The organism is Rhizobium sp. SVR5-9E, from assembly GCF_056755095.1.
Genome location: NZ_JBNDHS010000022.1, coordinates 42,985 through 65,931, shown reverse-complemented (window position 1 = coordinate 65,931; position 22,947 = coordinate 42,985). Strand labels below are relative to the sequence as shown.

23 protein-coding genes are annotated in these 22,947 nt (G+C 61.0%); 12 read left to right on the top strand and 11 right to left on the bottom strand.

From position 1 onward, the window contains the following. Window positions 1–15 precede the first annotated feature (15 nt). Together ACPYOJ_RS13210 and ACPYOJ_RS13205 are read right to left on the bottom strand one after the other, a co-directional pair. Entirely contained in the window at window positions 16–2,355 is a 2,340-nt protein-coding gene (locus tag ACPYOJ_RS13210; RefSeq protein ID WP_481416649.1) for a glucose/quinate/shikimate family membrane-bound PQQ-dependent dehydrogenase, read from the bottom strand. Window positions 2,356–2,521: 166 nt separating this feature from the next. Beyond that, window positions 2,522–2,728, bottom strand: a complete 207-nt coding sequence (locus ACPYOJ_RS13205; protein WP_481416648.1) for a hypothetical protein — start codon at window positions 2,726–2,728, stop codon at window positions 2,522–2,524. 410 nt (window positions 2,729–3,138) lie between these two features. Here ACPYOJ_RS13205 and ACPYOJ_RS13200 point away from each other — a divergent pair, with 410 nt between their 5' ends. After that, on the top strand, window positions 3,139–4,185 hold the full coding sequence (locus tag ACPYOJ_RS13200) for a GGDEF domain-containing protein (protein WP_481416647.1): 1,047 nt from the start codon (window positions 3,139–3,141) through the stop codon (window positions 4,183–4,185). 106 nt (window positions 4,186–4,291) lie between these two features. On the opposite strand, the gene ACPYOJ_RS13195 is transcribed toward ACPYOJ_RS13200, so the two are convergent. Then, entirely contained in the window at window positions 4,292–5,185 is an 894-nt protein-coding gene (locus ACPYOJ_RS13195; RefSeq protein ID WP_481416646.1) for a LysR family transcriptional regulator, read from the bottom strand. A 146-nt stretch (window positions 5,186–5,331) separates the two neighbouring features. Between ACPYOJ_RS13195 and ACPYOJ_RS13190 the strand changes: the two genes are divergently transcribed. After that, window positions 5,332–5,478, top strand: a complete 147-nt coding sequence (locus ACPYOJ_RS13190) for a hypothetical protein (RefSeq protein ID WP_481416645.1) — start codon at window positions 5,332–5,334, stop codon at window positions 5,476–5,478. Further along, window positions 5,475–6,689: an MFS transporter gene (locus ACPYOJ_RS13185; RefSeq protein ID WP_481416644.1), complete on the top strand. Its 1,215-nt coding sequence runs from the start codon at window positions 5,475–5,477 to the stop codon at window positions 6,687–6,689. Before ACPYOJ_RS13190 ends, ACPYOJ_RS13185 begins: the two co-directional genes overlap by 4 nt. Before the next feature lie 330 nt (window positions 6,690–7,019). On the opposite strand, the gene ACPYOJ_RS13180 is transcribed toward ACPYOJ_RS13185, so the two are convergent. Further along, window positions 7,020–7,568: a glutathione peroxidase gene (locus ACPYOJ_RS13180; protein WP_481416643.1), complete on the bottom strand. Its 549-nt coding sequence runs from the start codon at window positions 7,566–7,568 to the stop codon at window positions 7,020–7,022. A gap of 34 nt (window positions 7,569–7,602) precedes the next feature. Beyond that, window positions 7,603–9,105 (bottom strand): protein adenylyltransferase SelO, encoded by a 1,503-nt coding sequence (locus ACPYOJ_RS13175; protein ID WP_481416660.1) that lies wholly within the window; start codon window positions 9,103–9,105, stop codon window positions 7,603–7,605. Window positions 9,106–9,363: 258 nt separating this feature from the next. On the opposite strand from ACPYOJ_RS13175, the gene ACPYOJ_RS13170 reads away from it, so the two are divergent. After that, window positions 9,364–10,812 (top strand): DHA2 family efflux MFS transporter permease subunit, encoded by a 1,449-nt coding sequence (locus ACPYOJ_RS13170; protein WP_481416642.1) that lies wholly within the window; start codon window positions 9,364–9,366, stop codon window positions 10,810–10,812. Here ACPYOJ_RS13170 and ACPYOJ_RS13165 read toward each other — a convergent pair. Next, window positions 10,809–11,060, bottom strand: a complete 252-nt coding sequence (locus ACPYOJ_RS13165; RefSeq protein WP_481416641.1) for a hypothetical protein — start codon at window positions 11,058–11,060, stop codon at window positions 10,809–10,811. The two genes, ACPYOJ_RS13170 and ACPYOJ_RS13165, sit on opposite strands and share 4 nt — an antisense overlap. Before the next feature lie 9 nt (window positions 11,061–11,069). Next, entirely contained in the window at window positions 11,070–12,026 is a 957-nt protein-coding gene (locus ACPYOJ_RS13160) for a homocysteine S-methyltransferase family protein (RefSeq protein ID WP_481416640.1), read from the bottom strand. Window positions 12,027–12,229: 203 nt separating this feature from the next. Here ACPYOJ_RS13160 and ACPYOJ_RS13155 point away from each other — a divergent pair, with 203 nt between their 5' ends. Next, the gene (locus tag ACPYOJ_RS13155) at window positions 12,230–12,868 is read left to right on the top strand and encodes a TetR/AcrR family transcriptional regulator (protein WP_168828834.1); all 639 of its coding nucleotides are present in this window, start codon (window positions 12,230–12,232) and stop codon (window positions 12,866–12,868) included. Between the two features lie 20 nt (window positions 12,869–12,888). Here the strand turns inward: ACPYOJ_RS13155 and ACPYOJ_RS13150 are convergent, their stop codons facing one another. Together ACPYOJ_RS13150 and ACPYOJ_RS13145 are read right to left on the bottom strand one after the other, a co-directional pair. Continuing rightward, a complete protein-coding gene (locus tag ACPYOJ_RS13150) occupies window positions 12,889–13,413 on the bottom strand; it encodes a DUF1697 domain-containing protein (protein WP_481416639.1) in 525 nt (174 codons plus the stop codon). A 220-nt stretch (window positions 13,414–13,633) separates the two neighbouring features. Then, window positions 13,634–15,742, bottom strand: coding sequence for a S9 family peptidase (locus tag ACPYOJ_RS13145; RefSeq protein WP_481416638.1), 2,109 nt, complete (start codon window positions 15,740–15,742; stop codon window positions 13,634–13,636). Between the two features lie 241 nt (window positions 15,743–15,983). Between ACPYOJ_RS13145 and ACPYOJ_RS13140 the strand changes: the two genes are divergently transcribed. The 3 genes from ACPYOJ_RS13140 (at window position 15,984) to ACPYOJ_RS13130 (ending at window position 18,114) form a co-directional block, all read left to right on the top strand. Then, window positions 15,984–16,373: a DUF930 domain-containing protein gene (locus tag ACPYOJ_RS13140; RefSeq protein ID WP_168828837.1), complete on the top strand. Its 390-nt coding sequence runs from the start codon at window positions 15,984–15,986 to the stop codon at window positions 16,371–16,373. Between the two features lie 247 nt (window positions 16,374–16,620). Next, window positions 16,621–17,178: a hypothetical protein gene (locus tag ACPYOJ_RS13135; protein ID WP_481416637.1), complete on the top strand. Its 558-nt coding sequence runs from the start codon at window positions 16,621–16,623 to the stop codon at window positions 17,176–17,178. A 141-nt stretch (window positions 17,179–17,319) separates the two neighbouring features. Further along, window positions 17,320–18,114 carry a polysaccharide deacetylase family protein gene (locus ACPYOJ_RS13130; protein ID WP_481416636.1) on the top strand — a complete coding sequence of 265 codons (795 nt, stop codon included), beginning with the start codon at window positions 17,320–17,322 and terminating at the stop codon, window positions 18,112–18,114. A gap of 27 nt (window positions 18,115–18,141) precedes the next feature. On the opposite strand, the gene ACPYOJ_RS13125 is transcribed toward ACPYOJ_RS13130, so the two are convergent. Continuing rightward, window positions 18,142–19,308, bottom strand: a complete 1,167-nt coding sequence (locus ACPYOJ_RS13125; RefSeq protein WP_481416635.1) for an AI-2E family transporter — start codon at window positions 19,306–19,308, stop codon at window positions 18,142–18,144. A gap of 101 nt (window positions 19,309–19,409) precedes the next feature. After that, window positions 19,410–20,270, bottom strand: a complete 861-nt coding sequence (locus tag ACPYOJ_RS13120) for a VOC family protein (RefSeq protein ID WP_481416634.1) — start codon at window positions 20,268–20,270, stop codon at window positions 19,410–19,412. 353 nt (window positions 20,271–20,623) lie between these two features. On the opposite strand from ACPYOJ_RS13120, the gene ACPYOJ_RS13115 reads away from it, so the two are divergent. From ACPYOJ_RS13115 to ACPYOJ_RS13100, 4 genes are all read left to right on the top strand, one after another. Further along, complete coding sequence (locus ACPYOJ_RS13115; RefSeq protein ID WP_481416633.1) at window positions 20,624–21,034, top strand: universal stress protein; 411 nt, start codon at window positions 20,624–20,626, stop codon at window positions 21,032–21,034. Between the two features lie 105 nt (window positions 21,035–21,139). Continuing rightward, complete coding sequence (gene trhA / locus ACPYOJ_RS13110; protein ID WP_481416632.1) at window positions 21,140–21,808, top strand: PAQR family membrane homeostasis protein TrhA; 669 nt, start codon at window positions 21,140–21,142, stop codon at window positions 21,806–21,808. A gap of 114 nt (window positions 21,809–21,922) precedes the next feature. After that, entirely contained in the window at window positions 21,923–22,429 is a 507-nt protein-coding gene (locus ACPYOJ_RS13105) for an N-acetyltransferase family protein (RefSeq protein WP_481416631.1), read from the top strand. Continuing rightward, the gene (locus ACPYOJ_RS13100) at window positions 22,426–22,932 is read left to right on the top strand and encodes a P-loop nucleotide/nucleoside kinase family protein (RefSeq protein WP_481416630.1); all 507 of its coding nucleotides are present in this window, start codon (window positions 22,426–22,428) and stop codon (window positions 22,930–22,932) included. Before ACPYOJ_RS13105 ends, ACPYOJ_RS13100 begins: the two co-directional genes overlap by 4 nt. Window positions 22,933–22,947: the final 15 nt, after the last annotated feature.

The window sequence follows — 22,947 nt, the reverse complement described above, 5'->3', positions numbered from 1 at the left end:
AAAGAGATGAGCCCCTTACGGCAGTGTATAGGCAATCACGTAGTCACCAGGCTTCGTTCCCACCGATCCATGCCCGCCCGCGACCATCACGACATACTGCTTGTTGTCGCTGGTCGTATAGGTCATCGGCGTTGCCTGGCCGCCGGCCGGAAGCCGCGCTTCCCACAGCTGGCGGCCGTTGGTGGCGTCGTAGGCGCGCAGGTAATCGTCGACGGCAGCGCCGAGGAAGGCGACCCCGCCCTTGGTGAGCATTGGCCCGCCGATGCCCGGCACGCCGACCTTGAAGGGCAGCGGCAGCGGCGTCATGTCATGCACCGTGCCGTTCTTGTGCATGTAGGCGATCTTGCCAGTCCTCAGATCCACGCCCGCGACATAGCCCCATGGCGGCGCCTGGCAGGGGATCTGCAGCGGGCCGAGGAACGGCCCCAGGAAAACGCCATAGGGCGCTCCGTCGTTGCGGTTCAAACCCTGCTCGCTGCCCTTTTCGTCCTGTCCGCGCGGCGGGATATCGGCGGCGGGCACCAGCCGCGAGGTGAAGGCGAGATAGGTCGGCATGCCAAACATGATCTGCCGCTCCGGATCGACCGCGACGCTGCCCCAGTTGAACGTGCCGAAATTGCCCGGATAGATGATCGAGCCGACAAGCGACGGAGGCGTATAGCGGCCCTCATACTTGTAGCGGTGGAACTCGATGCGGCAAGCGAGCTGATCGAACAGCGTGACCCCCCACATGTCCTTTTCCTTCAGCGGATCGGGCGTGAAGGTGAGGTCCGAAATCGGCTGAGTCGGCGCCGTATGGTCCTCGGGAATTGCGCCTGATGGTGCGGGGATTTCCTTCACGGGAAAGATTGGCTCGCCGCTGCGCCGGTCAAGCACATAAAGGTCCCCTTGTTTCGTCGGCGCGACCAGTGCAGGCACGACGCCGCCGTCCGGCTTCGTCATGTCGAAGAGCACCGGTTGCGCCGGTACGTCCATGTCCCAGAGATCATGGTGGACGAACTGCCTCACCCATTTCACCTGGCCGGTATTGATGTCGAGGGCAATGACCGAGGAGGAGAACTTCTCGACATTGGCGCTGCGGTTCATGCCAAGCTGGTCCGGCACCTGGTTGCCGAGCGGAACAAAGATCATGCCAAGCCCTTCGTCGACGCTGGAGACGGACCAGCTGTTCGGCGAGTTGGTCACGTAGGTCTGACCTTCGGGCAAGGGGGTGGTCTGGTCCGGATTGCCAGAGTCCCAGTTCCAGATGAGGGCGCCGGTATTGATGTCGAAGGCGCGGATGACGCCGGATTGCTCCGTGGTCGAATAGTTGTCGTTGACGGCCCCGCCGACGATGATCTTGCCGGCGACGGCGACCGGCGGCGAGGTGGAATAGTAATAGCCGGCCGGATTGTATTTCATGCCGGTCTCGAGATGCAGCGTGCCCTTGTCGGCGAAGTTTTCGCACACCTTGCCGTTGGCCGCGTCAAGCGCGATCAATCGGGCATCCGAAGTCGGCAGATAGACGCGCTCGGCGCAGGGCTGGCCGGCTGCGGTTGCCGGATCGGCATAATAGGTCACGCCACGGCAGGTCTGGTGCTGACGGTCGGGGTTCAAGCCGGAATTGGAATCGTATTTCCACTTCTCCTTCCCGGTCTTCGCGTCGAGCGCGATTGCCCAGTTGTGCGGCGTGCAAAGGTAGAGCGTGTCGCCGACCTTCAGCGGCGTCACTTGATAGGTGGTCTCGCCGATATCGCCGGGCTGCTTGACGTCGCCGGTCTGGTACTGCCAGGCGACCTTGAGGTCCTTGACATTGTCCTTGTTGATCTGGTCGAGCGGCGAGTAGCGCTGGCCGAAAGGCGTGCGGCCATATTGATGCCACTCGCCATCCGGCACATTGCCTCCGAAGGGCGGGGCGGCTGCCACGACCCCAGTCGGCAGATCGCCGGCAAGGCTGTGCGGATCGGTGGTCATCGAATAGCCGGCAACGAGAACGGCGATAATGACGGGCACGGCGAGCGGCCAGGGATTGGCGGGGTAGGGAAGGCCACTCGGGCTCGAAAACCCGAGCGGCCGCCGGATCCACGGCGTCAGCAACCAGAGGCCGAGCAGGATGATCAGCCCGCCGCGCGGTCCGAGCTGCCACCAGTCGAAGCCGACTTCCCACACCGCCCAGATGAGCGCGACGACAACCAGCGCCGCATAGACCCAGAGCGCGGCGGCCCTGCGCAAAAGGAGAAGCGCGGCCGTCGCAATGAACATCAAGCCTGCAAACAGGTAAAAGACGCTGCCGCCGAGCGTCACGAGCCACAGCCCGCCGCCGCCGAGCGCCAGTCCAATGATGAGAAAAAGGATGGAAGTAATGACGATTGCCATAAAGCCGGTCTCCCGCTGAGGTGAGCTGGGCATGGTGGACCGCGGACAATGCCGCAGAATCAGCCACTTAGGGCGGCGGACATGCCTTTCAATGGCCACATTTTGACGCGGGGATCGGCTGCTGAATTGGGTAGCCAAGCCGCCGCAGCAGGACGAAGGATTGCTGTCAGTTGATCATCGCTCTTCGTCGCTGGCCCCAGCGGTCTTCCCGCTCGTATTCTTTTTCGATCGCCATGATTTCGACGAGGCTTGAGGCGGGAAATGCATGCTGCTTTCCGCCGGCCTGCACGACGACGACGCCGTCTTCCATCCAGACCTTGGTGGCGACGAGGTTGCGCTCTTGCCCATCATCGACGACTGATACGACAAACATGGTTTCCGCCAGTTGCTACGAGTTCCACCTATTTTCGCGTGAACGTATTAGCGAATCGTAACTTATGCGTTACTAATTCAAGCTGGAGCTCCATTTTCGCGAAGGAATTCAGGGAATCTGAAGGATCTTTCTCCCGCGAGAACAAAACGCCTGCCAGAAGTTTCGTGCCCTCCTGTTCCGGATTTCGCATTTACTTCGCCTTAATTAGGTACGCTTAATATTGCTACCAGACGTTGCTTGCCGCTCGAGCATGATGCTCCTGCGGTTCTCTATCATGCATCTCTCTTATGCTTTCCGGCACGGCCGAAGGCCGTCGCAGAAAGCTCCCTTGCTTGCAATAGCGACCCGGCTGGCCATGACCCGGCCCGTGTCGTCGGTGGTAAACGCAAAGTCACGTTGGAGAGCATCTGGTGCAGCCCAATACGCCCACGAATCTGGCCTTTCGCGTTGCAACGGTCTTGCAACAACTAGGTATCGAGGGACTGCCGCGGAACTACGAACTCGTGTTCGAGGCGATGACCGGCAACAGCCCGGATCTCACCCGCGAACTCAGGTCGCTTGGCACGGTCAAGACGCAGGACGCCCTGGATGCGATTGGCCGGCGTTACCTGCCTCATCACTTCGAAGGCAGTCTGCTTGAGACACGTTCGGGCCAGGTGCAACAGGAGTTGCAGAGCATTCTCTCGCTGCTCGACGAGGAAAAGTCAGCATTGACGCGCTATGGAAGTGTTATCAGCCAAGCCGCCAGGATTTTCGAAGCCAATGATGTGACGGACAAGGTCGCACTCACGCGATCGCTGCAATCGGTGAGTTCGGCGACACACGCTCGCGAGGCACAAAGTGCAATGCTCGCCTCGAAGGTGGTGGAGAAATCCCAGAAGCTCGAGCAGGTGCAGCACGAGACAGCCGCGGCGAATGCCGCCAGATTTGTCGATACGGTGACCGGGCTGGGCAACCGCCGTGTGTTCAACAAGGAACTGGCCAAGATCTACGAGAAGTCAGGGCTGCCTGACTTGTGTGGAGTGGCCTTTGCGGACATTGACGGCTATGAGACTGTTGCCGCTATTCCGAACCTCCTGGAACCCGTCCTCAACGGTATCGGTGAGCTGATCCGGACGCTGTTCAGCAAAGAGGACCTGGCCTGCCGTTTCGATCGAGGTCGCTTCGGTTTCATTTTCCGAACCGCAGACGAGACGGAAATCATGCGGCTCATCGACAGGCTGCGCGATCGACTGAAGGGACTTCCGGTCGTGCACCCGGTATCGGGAAAACGCTGCGCTGCGCTTTCATTCTCGGTCGGGATATGTATGTCGAAGGAGGCCCGGACGGCTGATGCCCTTATCGCATTCGCCGAGCAGGCGCTGGGCATGGCAAAGGCATCGGGCGGAGACAATGTCTCCATACATGGCGTGGCGAACGTCTCGCACGTGCCCAAGGACTGGCTCATCTATCGATAGTCAGACTGCGGCGGCTTGCCAACACGGCCGATCCGCGTCTTCAGCGTCGTCATTGAGGGTAGCAGTCATGGCACCGTGTCCGCATTGCGCCATGAGCAGACTCCGATCAACCCGGCCCGTCGTCGACCTGAAGATGCCCGGTAAGAAACGTCACAAAAGCACGAATGCGGGGGGAGAGTTGCCTGCTGGTCGGCCATAATGCCGCCAGCTCGCCAGTCGTAAGGATGTGGTCGTCCAAAAAGGACACCAGCGATCCAGCTTCAATTTGGGCGGCGACGGCAAAGGGCGGCATAGCGGCGATGCCGAAGCCCTTTTCAGCTAGGTGCACCAGCGGCTCTATGGTGTTGGCACTCATGGTCTCTGGGATCGCAATGACGCCACCGCCGGTTTTCAGCGGCCAGTCGATGATCTTGCGCGTAGATTGGGAGCGCTGCCGAAGACAATCGTGCCACGCCAGATCAGCGGGCGAGCTAGGTATGCCGCGCCGGCCGATGTAAGCGGGCGATGCCACCAGCTTGGAGCGAAACCTTCCCAAGCTCTTGCGCATCAGGCGGCTGTCATTTGCAACTCCCGTCCTGATCACCACGTCGAATCCCTCCTCAATCACGTCGACCAGGCGGTCGGTGAAGTCGAGGTCGAGTGTGACGGCCGGATATGCCGTCATGAAGTCAGCAATAACCGGCATCAGGAGCATGCCCACCATCGGTAAACTAACCCGCAACCTACCGTTCGGCGCGGCCACCGTCTGGGTCAGCTCCATCTCCGCCGCTTCGATTTCCTCAAAGATCCGATGGCAACGATCGAGAAACAGCCGCCCTTCTTCTGTCAGAGTCATATTGCGCGTGTTGCGATGAAAGAGCCGCACCCCCAAGCGTTGTTCGAGGCGCGCGACTGCCTTGCCTACGGCAGACGCCGACAGCCCTGCCTGCCGGCCGGCGGCAACGAAACTGCCAGTTTCCGCGGCGTGTACAAACAAGCTCATGGTGCCGAGATGTTCCATTTGGCTGGTATAACGGAATTTGGTTCCGCAGTCACCGGAATGCCGGGCTGTTTTTCTTGATTAGTTGCTTCGCTATTTCTTGGTTGGTCGCGCAAGCGGGCCGGAAACGATGGAAAGAAATAGCGATGAGATACGGAAAGATTCGAGTGGACGATTTTGAGAACGGCGGCATCTCGAGCAGCAGGCTTGAGCCCGGCCACGAAGCCGGCCGGCGAGTGCCGCATTCCACAAGCTTTTTGACGATCGTCAGCTGCGACTACACCGAACGCCTGACGGGAGGGGCACGACTATGACCGCCCAAGCGACCACAGCCGCTGAGGGGGCTCGCTCCGGCCTGCCACTTCTGGGCCTTCTGGCGCTCGCCACAACGAGCTTTCTGGTAACCCTCACCGAGGCTCTGCCAGCCGGTCTTTTGCCCCAGATGGGCTCCGACCTGGGCGTCAGCGAATCTTGGGCGGGACAACTCATTTCAGTCTACGCCATCGGCTCCCTTCTGGCGGCTATCCCGCTGACGGCGGCGACGCGCAGCTGGCGGAGACGATCGCTTCTCATCATGACGATTGTTGGCTTCGCAATTGCCAATTCTGTCACAGCCCTTTTTAGCAACTTTGCCGTCATTCTGGTTGCTCGCTTCCTGGGAGGCGTTTCCGCAGGGCTGCTTTGGGCCCTGATGACGCCCTATGCCGTGCGCATGGCGCCGGCACACCTGACCGGGCGGGCTATGGCTATTGCACTTGCCGGGATTCCGGTGGCTCTGTCGATCGGCATTCCGGCCGGCACCTTCATCGGAATTGCGTTAGGCTGGCGCGTCGCGTTTGGTCTCATGACGCTTATCGCCGTTCTGCTCATAGGCTGGGTGCTCGTGAAGGTGCCTGATTTTGCCGGAGAACAAAAAGGCGGGCAGCAGCTTTCGCTGTGGAAGGTCATCCTGATGCCAGGCATCCTGCCTGTGCTTGTGACCATCCTGGCCTATGTGCTGGCGCAGAACATTCTCTACACCTATATCGCGCCGCTTCTGGATACCGTCGGAGCGAGCGGTCAGACCGATCGCGTTCTGCTGACCTTCGGCATCGTTTCACTGGCTGGCATCGCGATCGTCGGCGCGACCATTGACCGGGCACTCAGATTGCTCACCGTGGTTGACGTCGGCCTCTTCATTGCTGCCGCGCTGCTGCTGACGATCGGTGCCGTCTCCCCTCTGGTTGTTTATGGGGCGGCTGCCATCTGGGGCCTTGCCTTTGGCGGAGCAAGCACGATTTTCCAGACCGCTCTAATCCGCGCGGCGGGTCCGGCTGCCGACACGGCGGCAGCTATCATCGTGACAGTCTGGAACATCGCCATTGCCGCAGGTGCATTCGGCGGCGGGCTGGTCTTGCAGAACCTTGGCGCTTCGGCATTGCCGTGGTCGCTGCTTTTCCTTCTGATCCCCGCTCTCGTTATCGCCCTATTGAACAGGGCCTTCCACAGCACCGGAACGACATCCGCGGGGGTGCGCGCGCACTAACGTGAGCACCAAGGTTCGGCCTTTTGAACCTTGGTCGCTTCTTGCAATAGTGGGTCTCCCCGATTGGCGGCTCAGCGTCATCCAGGTCTGCTTTGGGCCGCAAGCCGCCGTTTGGTGGTATTCGCCATACAATTCGGCAGTGCTGCGTCGAGTTCCCATGAAAGGATTGGTGCCGCAAGCGTCGCGCGCGTGCCCAAGGACTGGCTCATCTATCGATAGTCAGACTGCGGCGGGTGCCAACCGGCCGGTCCGCGTCTTCAACGTCGTCATTGAGCAGGGCGAGGCACCCCCAACCCAGCAGGCGTTTCTCATGGCACCCCCGTCACGGCGCTAGGTCGCCTTTGCTAGCTCCCGGTCGATTGCCGAGACGAGGCGGCTGTCATCCGCCGTCACGTCGGGGGCGAAGCGGGCAACGATCCTGCCGTCGCGGCCGATCAGGAATTTCTCGAAATTCCAGAGGATTTCGCCGTTATCGGGAAAATCCATGCCATAGTCTTTCAGTCGCTCGCGCATTGGCCCTTCGCCTGTGGTTTCCATGCCTGATGTCGTCAGGGCCTTGTAGAGCGGATGCTTGTCCGGCCCCTTGACGACAACCTTGGAAAACATCGGAAAATCGACGCCGTAGGTGCTGGTGCAGAATTCCAGGATTTCCGCGTCGGTGCCCGGCTCCTGGCCTTTAAAGTCGTTCGCCGGGAAGCCGGCGATGACGAAGCCTCTCTCGCGCTTATCGGCATAGAGCTTTTCCAGCCCTTCATACTGCACCGTCAGCCCGCATTTGGAGGCGACGTTGACGATGAGTAGCACGTGTCCGCGAAAGTCGTTGAGCGTCGTCTCGCGCCCCTGAACGGTCTTGACCGGAATGTCGAGAAGGTCGGTCATCACTATCTCCAGTTAATATTGCATATAGTTGAAATCACGTTCCGCAGAACGTCTGCAGCACCCGCTCGTCCGGCTGCGGCGGTTCCATGTAGGCCGCAAACGCCGGCTGGTCGTCATAGGGCTTGGCGAGCACGGTCAGCAGCGCCTCGAACAGCGAAAAATCGCCATCCTCGGTCGCGGCAAGGATCGCCTGCTCGACGCGGTGATTGCGGGGAATGAAGGCCGGGTTGACCTTGCGCATCTGATCCGTGCGTTCTGCCGGCGATTGCGGATCGCGCGACAGCCGCTCGCGCCAGCGCGCCAGCCATTCGCCGCAAGCCTCGGGCTCGCGGAAGCTCGCGGTAAAGGCCGCTTCCGCCGCATCGTCGCCGGCAAGCGCGGAGAGGCGCCGGAAGGTCAGCGTGAAATCCGCCTGTCCCGCCTGCATCAGCGCCAGCAGCGATTGGGTCAGCTCCAGATCGCCGTCCTCTTCGGAAACGACGCCGATCTTGCGGCGCATGCCGGAAAGCCAATGCGCCTGGAAGCGCTCGCCATAGAGCTTGATGACCTCGTTCGCGAGTTCGAGGGCTTTCTCCTGGTCCGCATCGAAAAGCGGCAGCAGGGTCTCGCCGAGGCGTGCAAGGTTCCACTGTCCGATGCCCGGCTGGTTTGCATAGGCGTATCGGCCCTGGTGGTCGATCGAGGAGAACACGGTTGCCGGATCATAGGAATCCATGAAGGCACAGGGGCCGAAATCGATGGTCTCGCCTGATATCGTCATGTTGTCGGTATTCATCACGCCATGGATGAAGCCGACATGCAGCCAGCGGGCTATCAGTGCCGCCTGCCGTTCGCAGATCTCCCGGTAAAGCGCCAGATAGGGGTTCTCGGCATCCTTCAACTCCGGATAATGCCGCTCGATCACATAGTCGGCCAGCGCCTTGATGCCTTCGGCATCGCCGCGGGCGGCGAAGAACTGGAAGGTGCCGACCCGGATATGGCTTGCCGCAACGCGCGTGAAGACGGCACCCGGCAGCACTTCCTCGCGATAGACCGGCTGTCCGGTCTTCACTGCCGCCAGCGCCCGGGTCGCCGGAACACCGAGCGCATACATCGCCTCGCTGACGATATATTCGCGAAGCACCGGCCCGAGCGCGGCGCGCCCGTCGCCGCGCCGTGAAAACGGCGTTTGCCCGGCGCCCTTCAACTGGATGTCCCGCCGCTTGCCGTTCCGGTCGATCACCTCGCCGAGCAGGATCGCGCGTCCGTCGCCCAAAAGCGGCACGAACCCCCCGAACTGGTGCCCGGCATAGGCCATCGCCAGCGGGTCGGCGCCATCAGGCAGAAGATTGCCGGAAAAGATCGCCGCGCCGTCGCGCTTCAGTAGTTCGACGTCGAGCCGAAGCTCGGCGGCGAGTTCTTCGTTCAGCTTGATCAGCCGGGGTTCGGCTGCCTGCGACGGCGCCTGCCGCACAAAGAAATTCGGCGGCAACCGCGCATAGCTGTTGTCGAATGGAAAGGCGCCAGCCGGCGCGTCTTTTTGAAGAGCAGAGGTCATGGCTAATAGGTAGGGTCGCATGGCAGGCCACGCAAGCCGCCTTTACCCGCAAACCATCCCTTCACGAAGGGCAATGGAATGCAAGGAATGGTGATTTCCATTTACCACCCGTCAAAGCAGATATGCCATAAAAGACATCGCGCTGCCATGATTGCAGGCGTATAGCAAATCATCCCTCCTTGGCATCATTGCCATGTCATCCCCCGCGGTCCTGTCGCCTCGTGTGCTCCGCCGCGCCATTGCGAGTGATCCCTGACGATGTCGGATCAGATTTACCAGGCGCCGATGGTTCGGCGCGCAACACCCAATTTCCGGGTGATCGCGATGATTGTCGCGTGCGCCATGCTGATGGAAAACGTCGATGCTACCGTGCTGGCGACCGCGCTGCCGACAATGGCGCGCGATTTCGGCGTCAGCGCACCCGCCATGTCGATCGCGCTGACCTCCTACCTGCTGAGTCTGGCGATCTTCATTCCCGCCAGCGGCCGCATGGCGGACAGTTTCGGTTCCCGCACCGTCTTCCGCTCCGCCATCGCCGTCTTCGTGATCGGCTCCATCTTCTGCGCCTTCGCGCCCACGCTCTCGTTCCTCGTGCTGGCCCGCTTGCTGCAGGGCATCGGCGGCGCCATGATGATGCCCGTCGGCCGCCTGGTGCTGATGCGCAGTGTCGCCCGCAAGGACATGGTCAGCGCCATGTCCTGGCTGCTGGTGCCGGCGCTGATCGGCCCCATCGTCGGCCCGCCGCTCGGCGGCTTCATCGTCACCTATCTCGACTGGCGCTGGATCTTCTATATCAACGTGCCGATCGGCATCATCGGCATGATCTTTGTCTCGATCTATATCGACGAGCTGAAGGGCAAGGCCGCCGGTCCCTTCGATACGATCGGCTTCATCCTCTCGGGCATTTCGCTCGGCTCGATGCTCTTCGGCTTCGAACTGTCGAGCCATGACGGGGAGGGATCGTTTTCGATCTTCCTGATCGCCGTTGGCCTGCTCTTCGGCATTGCCTATCTGCGCCACGCCCGCAACCATCCGGCGCCGATCATGGATTTCTCGCTGATGAAGGTGCCGAGCTTCGGCACCTCGGTTATCGCCGGTTCGCTGACGCGCATCACCCAGGGCGCCCAGCCCTTCCTGCTGCCGCTGCTCTTCCAGATCGGCTTCGGCCTTTCGGCCGCGGCGGCCGGCCAGATCATCATCTCGACCGCGCTCGGCGCGCTTTTCATGAAGCCGCTCGCCAAGGCCGTCTTCCGCCGACTCGGTTTCCGTCGCAGTCTTGTGCTCAATGGCATCATCGGTACGATCGGCTACGGCCTCTGTGCCGCCTTTCGGCCGGACTGGTCGATGCCGCTGATCTTCATCATCCTTGTGCTCAGCGCCTTCTTCATGTCGTTTCAATTCACGGCCTACAACACGATCGCCTATGACGAGATCGGCCCAGAGCGCATGAGCTCCGCCACCAGCTTCTACACCACCTTCCAGCAGCTCATGCTGTCGCTCGGTATCTGCCTCGGGGCGCTGGCCCTGCACGGCTCGATGACGGTCAATGGCAATCTCGTGCCGCAGCTTGGTGATTTCTCCGCAGCCTTCATCGGCGTCGCGATCATCTCGCTCACCGCGACCTTCTGGAATCTGCGATTCTCACCCACGGCAGGGGCTGAGATCAGCGGGCACGCGGCCAAAGCCGGCTCCGGAGCCGGACACTAGGCGCCATCCGGGCAAAGGCCCTGATCCGGGCGCAGCTGGCGCGTATCGGCCGGCAGATCGCTGACATGGGCATGGTGCCCGTTCGGGCCGATGCCGATGTCCCGCATCAGATGGCCGTCGAGGCCCTCGAAAGGCATCAGCCCGGCATCGAACAGCTCGAAGGCGTCATGTTTCTGCTTGCGGTTGAACGCATAGCGAACTGCTTCATAAAACAAGTGGCTCGGCCGCCAATTTTCCATCGTCTTCATTGACATACCTCAGGCGGTTGCAGCCTGCGGCGGCAGGCATGCTTCGCAAATTGCTGCGACGTGCCGGTGATCGGTGCCGCAGCACCCGCCGAGCACGCGTATATGCGGCATGCGGGCAAGCAGCCTGCGGTAACGATTCCCGAGATCGATCGGATCACCGGCGTCCAGTGTTTCACTCTCGTCAAGCTCGGCATGGCTCATCGCCGAGGCATTGGCGCGAATGCCCCAGATGCGCTTCACCCAGCTGCTGCGATGATCGAGCGCCGTCTCGAAATGCTTCGGGTGCGCGCAGTTGATCATGTAGTAGGCCGGAGCGCCGCCGGTTGCCGAATCCGTCGTTTCGATCGCATCCTGAATACTGCGCCCGGTCACGAGCCTGCCGTCGGTTTCCACCGTAAAGGCGATCGCAGACGGGATTCCGTGCGCCTTAGCGGCGCGGGCGACACCGATCGCCTCATCGATATTGTTCAGCGTGACGGCCGACACCATGTCCGCTTCCGTTCCGGCGAAGGTCGCGATCTGCTCGGCATGGTAATCCTCGGCCTCGGAAGCGTCCATCGAGCCCGCCTTGTAGCCGTCGCCGCGCGGGCCGATCGCACCACTGATGACGATCGGCCTCTGCGGCCCCTCAAATTCGGCTCGAAGTTCGGCAACCAGGTCGACTGCCGTCTCGTTTGCGGCGCGCAGCGCCTCGGGAGAATAGCCGAGCTTGTTGCCCCAGTCGGCACTGGCCCGCCAGGTCGCCGTATCGAGTACGAAGCCGGTGCCGCGCTGCCGGGCGATATCGAGATAGGGTCTATAGTAATGCTTGAGCTTCCGCCGCCCGTCGGGCGATGCGAGAAGGACGAAGGAGGCGAAATGCGGAAGCTCGATGCCCTCATGGAAGATCAGCGACGTTTCCATGCCGCCGTCGGTGATGAATGTTTGCCCCGTTAACTGCGGCAGCCTGTTTCTGTATTTGCTCATCTCAGCGTCCCGTCCCTCATTCGTCCCGTAGGATCATCCAGACGATCAAATTTCTCTCGCTATAGCCTGCCAATCTAGCCCACTTGCGGTATACTGAAGGCGGTTTCCGGGTTAGCGGCGGAAATCAATGGGTTAATGAACGGGACGGCATGGGTCTTGCGTAGCGTCACGGCGAAAACTGTACCGACGGTGCAGGAGGGCGCATGCGCAAGGGCGAGGAAACAAGAACCCGTATTCTCGACGTCGCCGAAGCGGCGGTGCTTCAGAAGGGATTCGGCGGCACCTCCATCGAGGAGCTGATTGCCGAGACCGGCATCACCAAGAGCGGCTTCTTCTATCATTTCAGGGACAAGAACGAGCTCGCAAAGGCGCTGCTCAATCGCTACATCGAAAACGACGAGCGTATCTACGACGAGATCTTCAGCCGGGCTCGCGAGCTGATGGACGATCCGCTGCAGTCCTTCCTTCTCGGCCTCAAGCTCTTGTCCGAACTGCTTTCAGACCTGCCGAACGGCCATCCGGGCTGCCTCGTCGCAACCGTCTGCTATTACGAACGCCTCTTCGATCGCGAGATACAGGAAGCCAACAAAAACGCAGTGCTCGCATGGCGCCGGCGTTTCGGCGGCATGTTCGAGGAAATCATGGCCGTCTACACGCCGCGCGAACCGCTCGATGTCGACCAGCTGGCCGACATGGTCTCGACGGTCATTGAAGGCGGCATCGTCCTGTCCAGGGCGCTGAAGGAACCGAACAGCCTCTCCGAGCAGATCTTGGTGCTGAGGACCTTCGTCAAGCTGCTCTTCCAGCCCCGCGCGTCCGACCTCAACGGCGTCCGGCACTGAGGCCCAAGCCGCGTGAGGGATCAGCCGCTATCCTCCATCGCTGCGGCCATTTCGGCGAGCTTGCGAACGGTGTTGAGGTTGCGGGAGGTGCCGGGCTTCAGCGCGGGAAGCTTCAGCTTGGACTTTCCCGAGCCGATTGGATAGTGCACATAGATCTCGCGCCCGGCGATCCTTGCCTCCTCGCCATCCGGTGCCACCATTTTCTCAAGCGCATCTTTCGGCGCCGCTTCCGGCAGGAAGTTCACCAGCAGGAAATTCGGCTTGGCATCCGGGAAGGGCGACCCGTCGACGATCTTCTGCAGTTCCCTGCTGCTTCGGATCATCACGCCCGGCTTCTTGCCGAGCTTTTCGCCAAGCGCCTCGTCGAGCCTTTCGCCGGCTGCCTTTTCACTGTCATCCGAGCGGAAGACGACGTTACCGCTCTGGATGTAGGTCCTGATATCGGTGTAGCCCAATCCTTCGCAGATCGCTTTCAGCTCCGCCATCGGCAGGGCGCCGGTCCCGCCGACATTGATGGCACGAAGCAGGGCGACATAGACGGGCATTTCTTCCTCCAAGAATGGTCGCAGGCCCGCCTCTGCCCTGCCGGCATCTCCCCCACAGGCGGGGAGATTGGCTGGGCGCAAGGGCTTCCCCAAACAACTAATGCTTCAGCACGGCATATCGACAATGAGGCGAGAAGCCAAAGCCACTTGTGATCTCCCTCCTTGTGGGGGAGATGTCCGGCAGGACAGAGGGGGCCCCACGGCACGCCCCATCCAAATCTTACATCTTCCCCGCCACCTTGATTGCAAACGCATATTCGAAGGCGATTTCCTCCAGCCGCTGGAAGCGTCCCGAGGCGCCGCCGTGTCCGGCATCCATGTTGGTCTTGAGCAGGATCGGTGCTGCGCCCGTCGTCTTGTCGCGGACCTTGGCGACCCACTTCGCCGGCTCCCAATAGGTGACGCGCGGATCGGTCAGCCCGCCGAGCGCCAGGATCGGCGGATAGGCTTTCTTGCCGACATTGTCGTAGGGCGAGTAGCCGGCGATGTGATGGTAGCCGTCCTTGCTGTCGATCGGGTTGCCCCATTCCGGCCATTCCGGCGGCGTCAGCGGCAGCGTGTCGTCAAGCATGGTGTTCAAGACGTCGACGAAGGGCACGGCGGCGATGATGCCGGCGAACTTCTCCGGCGCCATGTTGGCGATTGCCCCCATCAGCATGCCGCCCGCCGATCCGCCCTCGGCGATGATACCAGTGTAGGACGTGAACTTCTGTTGATTCAGATAGTCGGCGGCGGCGACGAAGTCCTTGAACGTGTTGGTCTTCTTGCCCATCTTGCCGTCTTCGTACCACTGGAAGCCCTTGTCCTTGCCGCCGCGGATATGGGCGATGGCATAGACGAAGCCGCGATCGACAAGCGACAGGCAATTGGTATTGAACCCCGCCGGAATGGTGATGCCGTAGGCGCCGTAGCCGTAGAGCAGGCAGGGAGCTGAGCCGTCGAGCGGCGTATCCTTGCGATAGAGCAGGGTGACCGGCACCTCGACGCCGTCCCATGCCGGCGCGAAGACGCGGCGTGTCACATAGTCTTCCGGATTATGGCCGGAAGGCACTTCCTGCGTCTTCAAGAGCGTGCGCTTGCGCGTCACCATGTTGTAGTCGTAGAGCTGGTTCGGCGTCGTCATCGACGAATAGGAGAAGCGGATGGTGTCTGTGTCGTATTCCGCAGCACCCGAAAGTCCCAGCGAATAGGCCTCTTCGGCAAAGGCGATCGCATGTTCCTCGCCGGTCTTCCGGTCGCGGATCATGATTTGCGGCAGGCCGTCCTTGCGTTCCAGCCAGATGAGATGGCGCGCATAGGCCATCTGGGAGAGGATCAGGGTGCCGGGCTTGTGCGGCACCACCTCGCGCCAGTTCTCCTTGCCCGGATTTTCAACGGGCGCTTCCATGATCTTGAAATCCTTGGCGCCGCCGTCATTGGTGAGGATGTAGAAGACATCGCCGCCCTCGGTCATCTCGTATTCAATGCCGGTCTGGCGCTTCGCCACCACCTTGGGCTCGGCCATCAGATCCTTGGTCGACAGCAGCCGGTATTCGCTCGTCTCGTGGTCGTGGATGTCGATGTAGATGAAATCGTCGAGCAGCGAGCCGCCGACGCCCATGAAGAATCCGGCGTCCTTTTCCTCGTAGACCAGCCGGTCTTCGGATTGCGGCTGGCCGAGGATGTGGTGGAAGACCTTGGAGGGCCGGTGGTTTTCGTCCAGCGCCGAATAGAAGAAGCTCTTGCCGTCGGGCGCCCAGACGCCGCCGCCGCCGGTGTTCTCGATCCGGTCGGGCAGGTCCTCGCCGGTTGCGAGGTCGCGCACCTTCAGCGTGAAGAATTCCGAACCCTTGTCGTCATAGCCCCAGATGCCGCGGCTGTGGTCGGTCGAATGGTCGAGGCCCGCGAGCCTGAAATAGGCCTTTCCGCCTGCTTCCTTGTCACCGTCGAGGAGAACAGAGCGGATCGTCTCGTCCTTGGCGTTGGCTTCGCGCGGGATGCGGAAATAACGCGGCTGCTCGCCGCCGGTCACGAAAAACGTGCCGTAGGCATAAGCACCGTCCTTCATGGGAACCGAGCTGTCGTCTTCCTTGATGCGGCCGCGCATTTCGGCAAAGAGCGTCTTCTGCAGCGCCTTGGTGTCTTCCATCGCCGCGTTCATGTAGGCGTTTTCCGCTTCCAGATGCTTGCGGATCTCGGGATCGAGGATCGATGGATCCTTGAACATCGCCTGCCAGTTATCGGCGCGCAGCCAGGCATAATCGTCCGTCCGGGTGATGCCATGGCGGGTGTCGGTGACGGGCTTTTTCGGGGCTGCGGGCGGGGTGGGCAGGTTCTTGAAAACGGACAAGCAAAGGCTCCGGATCGGAATTGCGGGGTGCGCAAGAGATAATGGTGCGGACAGGCCAGATCAAGCGCCGTGCAAGCCATCGGGGATAAGCTCGGCGGGAATCGAAGACTTCCTCACGTTGCCATGATGTCACCACATTGTTTAAGAATGTCCGCTACCGTCGCGCGGAATTTACGCTTCGTTTTGGCTCGGGGGTACCAGTCAAGCGGGTTCCCGCATGAGCATACAGAGGAATTCCTTAATGCCGAAACGCCTGGTCCTGTCCATGGCTCTCCTGAGCCTTGCCTCCGCCGCCTTCGCAGTTGACCCTGCCATCAAGAAGCAGCTTGAAAAGCTCGATCCTGCCACTCGCCTCGAACAGAGCTGCGACACCGAGGCGATGAGCCGCATCAACAAGGACAAGACCGGCTTCAGCCCGGACAAGGTCATCGCCTACACCTTCAAGGACCCGGTCCTGACAGAAGACCGCCTCGAAGCCCCCGGCGCCGTCTTCCGCAGCAAGGGCGACTGGTATCATCTCTCCTACTCCTGCATCACCGGCCCGAAGCACATTAACGTCCGCGAGTTGCAGTACGAGATCGGCAAGAAGGTGCCGAAGGATAAGTGGACGAAGTACTATTTGTACGATTGAGATGCGGCTGCGCGGCTGGGCAACTTGATATTCGCGCGATTCGTTTTGTGGTAGTTTTTCTGAAGCATCCAAGGGCTCCCCAAGGTGCGTTCATACGCCCAGCGGCGATCCCGTGGCCGTTCCGTAGATTTTACGAGTTCATCTTGCCTGCATCTCCGTTGTCTACCTAATTCGGCCCGTATCTCGAAAGAGGGGAACTGTGATGGACAGGAGAACCTTTTTACTTGCTTCCGTTTGGGTCGCCACAATGCCGGGGCTGGCGATGGCGAACGAAGATCCCAGAATTGAAGACTGGCGCGTTTTCGAGCGGCTGGGCGACCTCTTTCGAAAAATTGCAAGATCATCTGGCGATGCGATCGCCGACGGGATCCCCAAGGAGAGGTTTTCCAAACATCTTGAAAGGATGGGGAGAACCATGGTCGCGCTCAAACGAGCGACAAAGATGGGATACGTCGATGTAACCGAGCCGTGCGACGACACAAAGATGCCGAACAGGCATCGTGTCTACGCCCATGGGCTCGATGAGCTGCAGTATCTGTGTAATTTTCTAGAGGCGATCGCTGCCCAGACGGAGGTGCTTGCCAGCTATCTGAGGTCACCGGATTTGACCGGCGAGGCCAGGAAAGTGGCGGACGAACTTTACGGTCTGGTCGACAAGCGAAAAGCTGCGATTTATCGAGTGGGCGGTTTCTGCTCGATGACTGGCCCGGAAAGATCCAGGTTTGCCATGGAAATGCAGCAAAGCGGTGGTTTCGAGGAAGGCGCAGGGGGAGCGCTTGAAAGCCTCATGATCGAGTTCGAATAGCTTCTTCCAACACTTTTGCACTAATAGCGCAGGAATCCTGTGACGGGCGGGCCAGGGAGAGGTGGCGGCATCAGGCCGCATGGCTCCCTCCAGCGACAAGGCATAAAGCTTTTTTATCGAGATATTAGAAACTGACTTTCCATGATCCGCATCCTCCTCGTGCCCTTGCTGCTTGCAATCTCCGTCTCGGCCGCCTTCGCGGCCGCTGTCGCTCCCGTCGCGATGCCTGTGGCACCTCCCGCCTCGCCGAAGATCGCGGTGCCGAAGCTGGTCGAGCCGCATCTGCATATCGTGCGCTCCGGTACGTCGAGCCATCCGCGCATCGCGCTCACCTTCGACGCCTGCATGGGCAAGGCAGACGACCGGATCATCTCGACGCTGGTGAAGGAGCGCATCCCGGCAACGATTTTCGTCACCGGGCGCTGGCTGAAGCGCAATCCGCAGGCGCTCTCGGTGTTTCTGCACAATCCCGATCTCTTCGAGCTCGAAAATCACGGGCAGAACCATATTCCGGCCGTGGATAAGCCCGTCTCGATCTACGGCATCGCCGCCGCCGGCTCGCCGCAGGCCGTCAAGCAGGAGGTAGAGGGCGGTGCCGACGCGATGCGCGCTGCCGGCATCACGCCGCCGCACTGGTTCCGCGGCTCGACGGCGAAATACGATCTTTCGGCAATCGCCGAGATCCGCGCGATGGGCTATCGCATTGCCGGCTACTCCGTGAACGGCGACGGCGGATCGCTTCTCGGCGCTTCGATCACCGAAAAGCGCATCGCCTCTGCGAAGGACGGCGATGTCGTCATCTCCCACATCAATCAGCCGACCCACGCGGCGGGCGAGGGCGTTGCAAAAGCGCTTCTTGATCTGAAGGTCAGGGGCGCCCAATTCGTCCGGCTGCAGGATGTCGAGGACATGGGCGACGACAGCACGACCCAGTAATACTCGGCGTCCTCAGGTGCTTTGCCATCACTTCGGCAGTTGCGGCTGCACTTTCTCCTCGATGAAGAGTTCGTCGACGATCGCCATGACGATCAGCGACAGAGGAAGCGCGAGCATGGCGCCGACCGCGCCCCACAGCCACGTCCAGAAGATGATCGCGATGAAGATGAAGAACGGGTTGATCTCAAGCCGCCGGCCCATGACCGCGGGGAAGATCAGGTTTTCCATCGCGAGGTGGATGGTGAAAAACGCGGCTGCCGGCAACAGGCCAGCGACGATGCCGTCGTGCGTGATGATGCCCGCGACCGCGACGGACAGGGTCATCACGGTGATGCCGAGATAGGGGATGAAGCTCGACAGGAAGGCGAAAAAACCCCAGAGAACCGGCGCCGAGAGCCCGCCGGCCCAGGCGATCACTGTCATCATGACGCCGAGTGCGGCATAAATGATCGAGGCGGTTGCGAAATAGAAGCCGAGTACCTGCTCGACCGAGCTGATGACGCGGATTGCCGCCAGGCGCTGCTGCCTCGTCCGGAAGGTCATGATGATCGTCTTGCGCAGATGAACGCGGCCGGAAAGGAAGAGCAGCAGCGCCGCAAAGAAAATCAGCGTCTGCACGAGGGCCGGCGTCAGGTTTGCCGTCACCACATGCAGGACGCTACCGGTGTTTTCGAGCAGCGCGTTGATCGACGTCGGCCCGCTCTGGAATGTTTCCGCGGTTATGTGCAGCCAGCGTATCCGTTCCAGATAGGGGATAATCCGGGTGATGGTCTTCTCGATGAAGGCGGGAGCCTCGTTGGCAAGCGTCGTCAAAGGTCCCGCAAGCGAACTGACGACAATGAAAATCACCAGCGCAACGGCGCTTGAAAGGATCACCGCATTGGTGATCCGCGGTACGCCGAGCCTGCTCAGTTTCTCCGCCGCCATGCCCAGGATCATGCCGACGACGACGGCAAGCGTTACCGGAATGAGGATCAGCGACATCTGGTACAAGGCGGCGAGCCCAAGCATCAGGAAAATTCCGATGACCGCCCACGCCATGCTGATATCGAGGCCGTCTTTCTCGACGCGATGCGCGGGAGCCTGTGGCATCTCTTCGGCCGCGGCGGTCAGTGTCTCAGCCCAGGCGCTCGTCCGTCGCTCGCCAATCGCGATCTTTTTTGCCTGTTTCTTGATGCCATTGGCGATGCCCATCTATGGAATGTCCCCGGAAGCCGAATTGCCTCGGCACGAGAACGCGTCGGCGGGATGTTGGTTCCGGGGAGGGCGGCGCGGTCTGCGACAGAACCTGCATCTCAAGCCGAAAGCGTCAGCCCGATACCCCAGGGGTCCTTGAGGAAGATGCCGCCGTCGCGCTTCTCGGTCTTGATCTCGAGCCTGTCGAGCGCCTGAACGGCGTTGTCGAGTGAGGCCTTGTCGTTGAAGCGCATCGTGAAGTCGGAAAGGCCGGTCATGCCGTCGGCGCGCGGGCCTGCTCCGCGGCTGTTCCAGATATTGGCCGCGACATGATGATGGTAGCCGCCGGTCGCGAAGAAGCTTGCGCCGGGATAGCGCGCCATCAGCTTGAGGCCGAGAACGTCGCGATAGAAGCCATCCGCTTCCGGAATGTCGCCGACCTGCAGATGGATGTGCCCGATCGCCGTGCCGTCGGCCATGCCGTTCCACGCGTCCTCCGGCACGCTGTTGTAGAGCGCCTGAAGATCGAGGCGGTGGGTCGCCATCTCGACCTGGCCGTCCTGATGAAACTTCCAGACGTCGTGCGGCCGGTCGGCATAGATCTCGATGCCGTTGCCTTCGGGATCAGAGAGATAGATCGCTTCGCTGACAAGATGGTCCGAGGCGCCTTCGAGCTGGACATTGTTATTCGCTGCCTGACGGAGCCAGCGGGCAAGTTCCGCCCGGTTCGGCACCAGGAAGGCCGTGTGGAAGAGGCCAGCCGCATTTCGCGGCGCGATCTGCGCGTTGCCGGCGGTCGTGAGCGTCAGGAGCGGCACATCGCCAACGCCAAGCACCTCGCCGTTCGGCGCCTTCTCGATCACCTTGAGGCCAATTATCGATTGATAAAAGCTGGAAACCAGCGGCAGGTCTGCGACGATGAGATGCGACTGGCTGATATAGGCAGGGCGCGTCAATGCATAAGTGGGTTCGGTCGTCATAGGTCTTTCTCCTGCCTTGGATTGGAAAGGCGCACCGGCACGGCTGCTTTGCCTGTCCCGAGGGGCAGGCAAAGGACGCGACGGCATTTTTGCTGGCGCATAAGCCCTCCCGCAAATCCACGCGGACAAGGATGCCGCCCGTAGCGAGCGCGGGGAGTTTTCGCCGGTGCATTCGCCTTCAGGTCCCCTCTGCTGCTGTACTTGCACGCTCTATGCCGCATTTCGATTGTTCACAGAAGACCAGTTTTTGATGATGAAGCGTTCATCGCATGTTGACGATCGCTTGCGCGCGCTTGATCCTGCCTCGCGCGCCTTATCTATTCTAGATAGACAGGCTGGTAGGGGAGGCAATCATGTACAAGAAGATTATCGTCCCGGTGGAAATCGGCACGATCGAAAGGGGTGAGAGGGCATTCCGAAAGGCGGCGACGCTGCTCGACGAAGGCGGAGAGATCGTCCTGCTCAATGTCGTGCAGGATGTGCCCACCTACATCGCCGTCGACCTTCCGCCCCAATTGATCGAAAACACCATAGAAGACGGCCGCCAGAAGCTGGAACAGCTGCGGCAAAAGACCGGGATCGCGGCGATCGTCGAGATCGGCCGGGGTCCGCCGGCGCATGGCATACTTGCGTCGGCCGAAGCGCACCGGGCCGACCTCATCATCGTCGCCTCGCATGTTCCGGATTTCTCGAACTATTTCATCGGTGCAACCGCCGACCGGGTGGTGCGCCACGCGAAATGCTCGGTACTGGTGGACAGGTAGGATTAAAGGATTTTACCAAGTTTTACCGCAGCCGGCGTTGCCGTCTGTTGCGTCGCCGCTTGTTCAATGCGAGCATCGGCTGGGGAGGAAAACGGGTGCGCATGGATGGCCGAGTTCAACGGAATTCGCTGGGCTTATGACAAATACGAGCTGATCGCCGATGGCATCGTCCATGGTGTCGGCCTCGCGCTGGCGCTCGTGGGTGCGACCGTGCTGATCTTCTATGCCATGGTCTGGAGCTCCAACGGCGAGATCGCGGCTGCATGGATTTACGGTGTCGGGCTCGTGCTGACGCTCGCCATTTCCTTTTCCTACAATGCCTGGCCCGTCTCGCGCACCAAATGGTACCTGCGCCGGCTCGATCATTCGGCGATCTTCATCCTGATCGCGGCGACCTATACGCCGTTCCTTCAACGCGGTGCTGACGATCCGCTGCTCTTCGGCATGATGATCGGCATCTGGGTGGTGGCCGCCGTCGGCATTTTCCTGAAATGCGCGTTTCCCGGGCGCTACGACAAGCTCGCGATCCTGCTTTACCTCGCCATGGGCTGGAGCGGGCTTCTGGTTGCCGACACTGTCGCCTCGCACATTCCCTTCGCTTCGACGCTCTTGATCATTATCGGCGGCGTCATTTATTCGGCAGGCGTGATCTTCCATATCTGGGAAAAGCTGCGCTTCCAGAACGCCATCTGGCACGGCTTCGTGGTTGCCGCCGCTGCGGTGCATTACTCGGCGGTGCTGACATGCTTCAGCATGAGCGCGTCCGGCGTCTGATCACCTGCCTCCTGGAGCCCGCCTCGTCCCATCATCGTTGGCGCCGATTCGTGGTTTACATCGCCGGAGGCCGGGCGTATGCGCTTGGCCGAAACGAACCGGAATGGACCTGATATGACCGACGCCGTCCTCGTGCGCGACGCAACCGAAGCCGATCTTCCAGTGATCCGCGACATCTACAACCATGCCGTCGAACACACGACGGCGATCTGGAACGAGACGCTCGTCGATCTCGAAAATCGAGCCGAGTGGTTCAGGGCGCGAAAGGCGAAGGGCTTTCCGGTTCTGGTCGCGGAAAAGGCGGGGCAGGTGGTTGGCTACGCCTCCTACGGCGACTGGCGCGCCTTCGACGGCTATCGCCATACGGTCGAGCATTCGGTCTATGTCGACAAGGATTGCCGCGGAGGCGGCGTCGGCAAGCTTCTGATGCAGGCGCTTATCAAGAGGGCGGCGGAAAACGGCATTCACGTCATGATCGCCGGCATCGAGGCGGAGAACGTGGCCTCGATCCGCCTGCACGAAAAACTCGGCTTCCGCGTCGCCGGCACCTTCTCCGAGGTCGGCACGAAGTTCGGCCGCTGGCTCGATCTCACCTGCATGGAACTCAGGGTTTCGAAGTGAGCCTCGTCGTTCTCACGGGCGCATCCGGTTCCGGCAAGACGGCGATCGCAAAAGCAGTTGACGTGCGTCACAGTGAGGAATTCGACGTCCGCTATTTCGACAGCATCGGAGTTCCGCCGGTCGAGGAGATGATCGCCGAACACGGTTCGCCCGCCGGATGGCAATACGCAATGACCGTCGGATGGATGACACGCCTCGCGGCTGAAATACAGCCGGAGCGCCCTGCGCTGTTCGAAGGGCAGATGCGGCTTGCTTTCCTCAAGGATGCCGCCGCGACGGCTGGGATCGATTGCCTGCCTATCCTCGTCGATTGCGACGACGAGACGCGCAGAACACGTCTCATCGTTGACCGTAACCAGCCGGAAATCGCAGGCGCGGATATGATGAACTGGGCAGCCTATCTTCGCCGCGAGGCTGAGGAGGCGGGCTGCGAGATACTAGACACCTCAACACTGACGCTTGACGAGGCCGTTGCCCGGGTCGTTGCCCGGCTAAGGGCATAAAGTCCGCACCGCCTC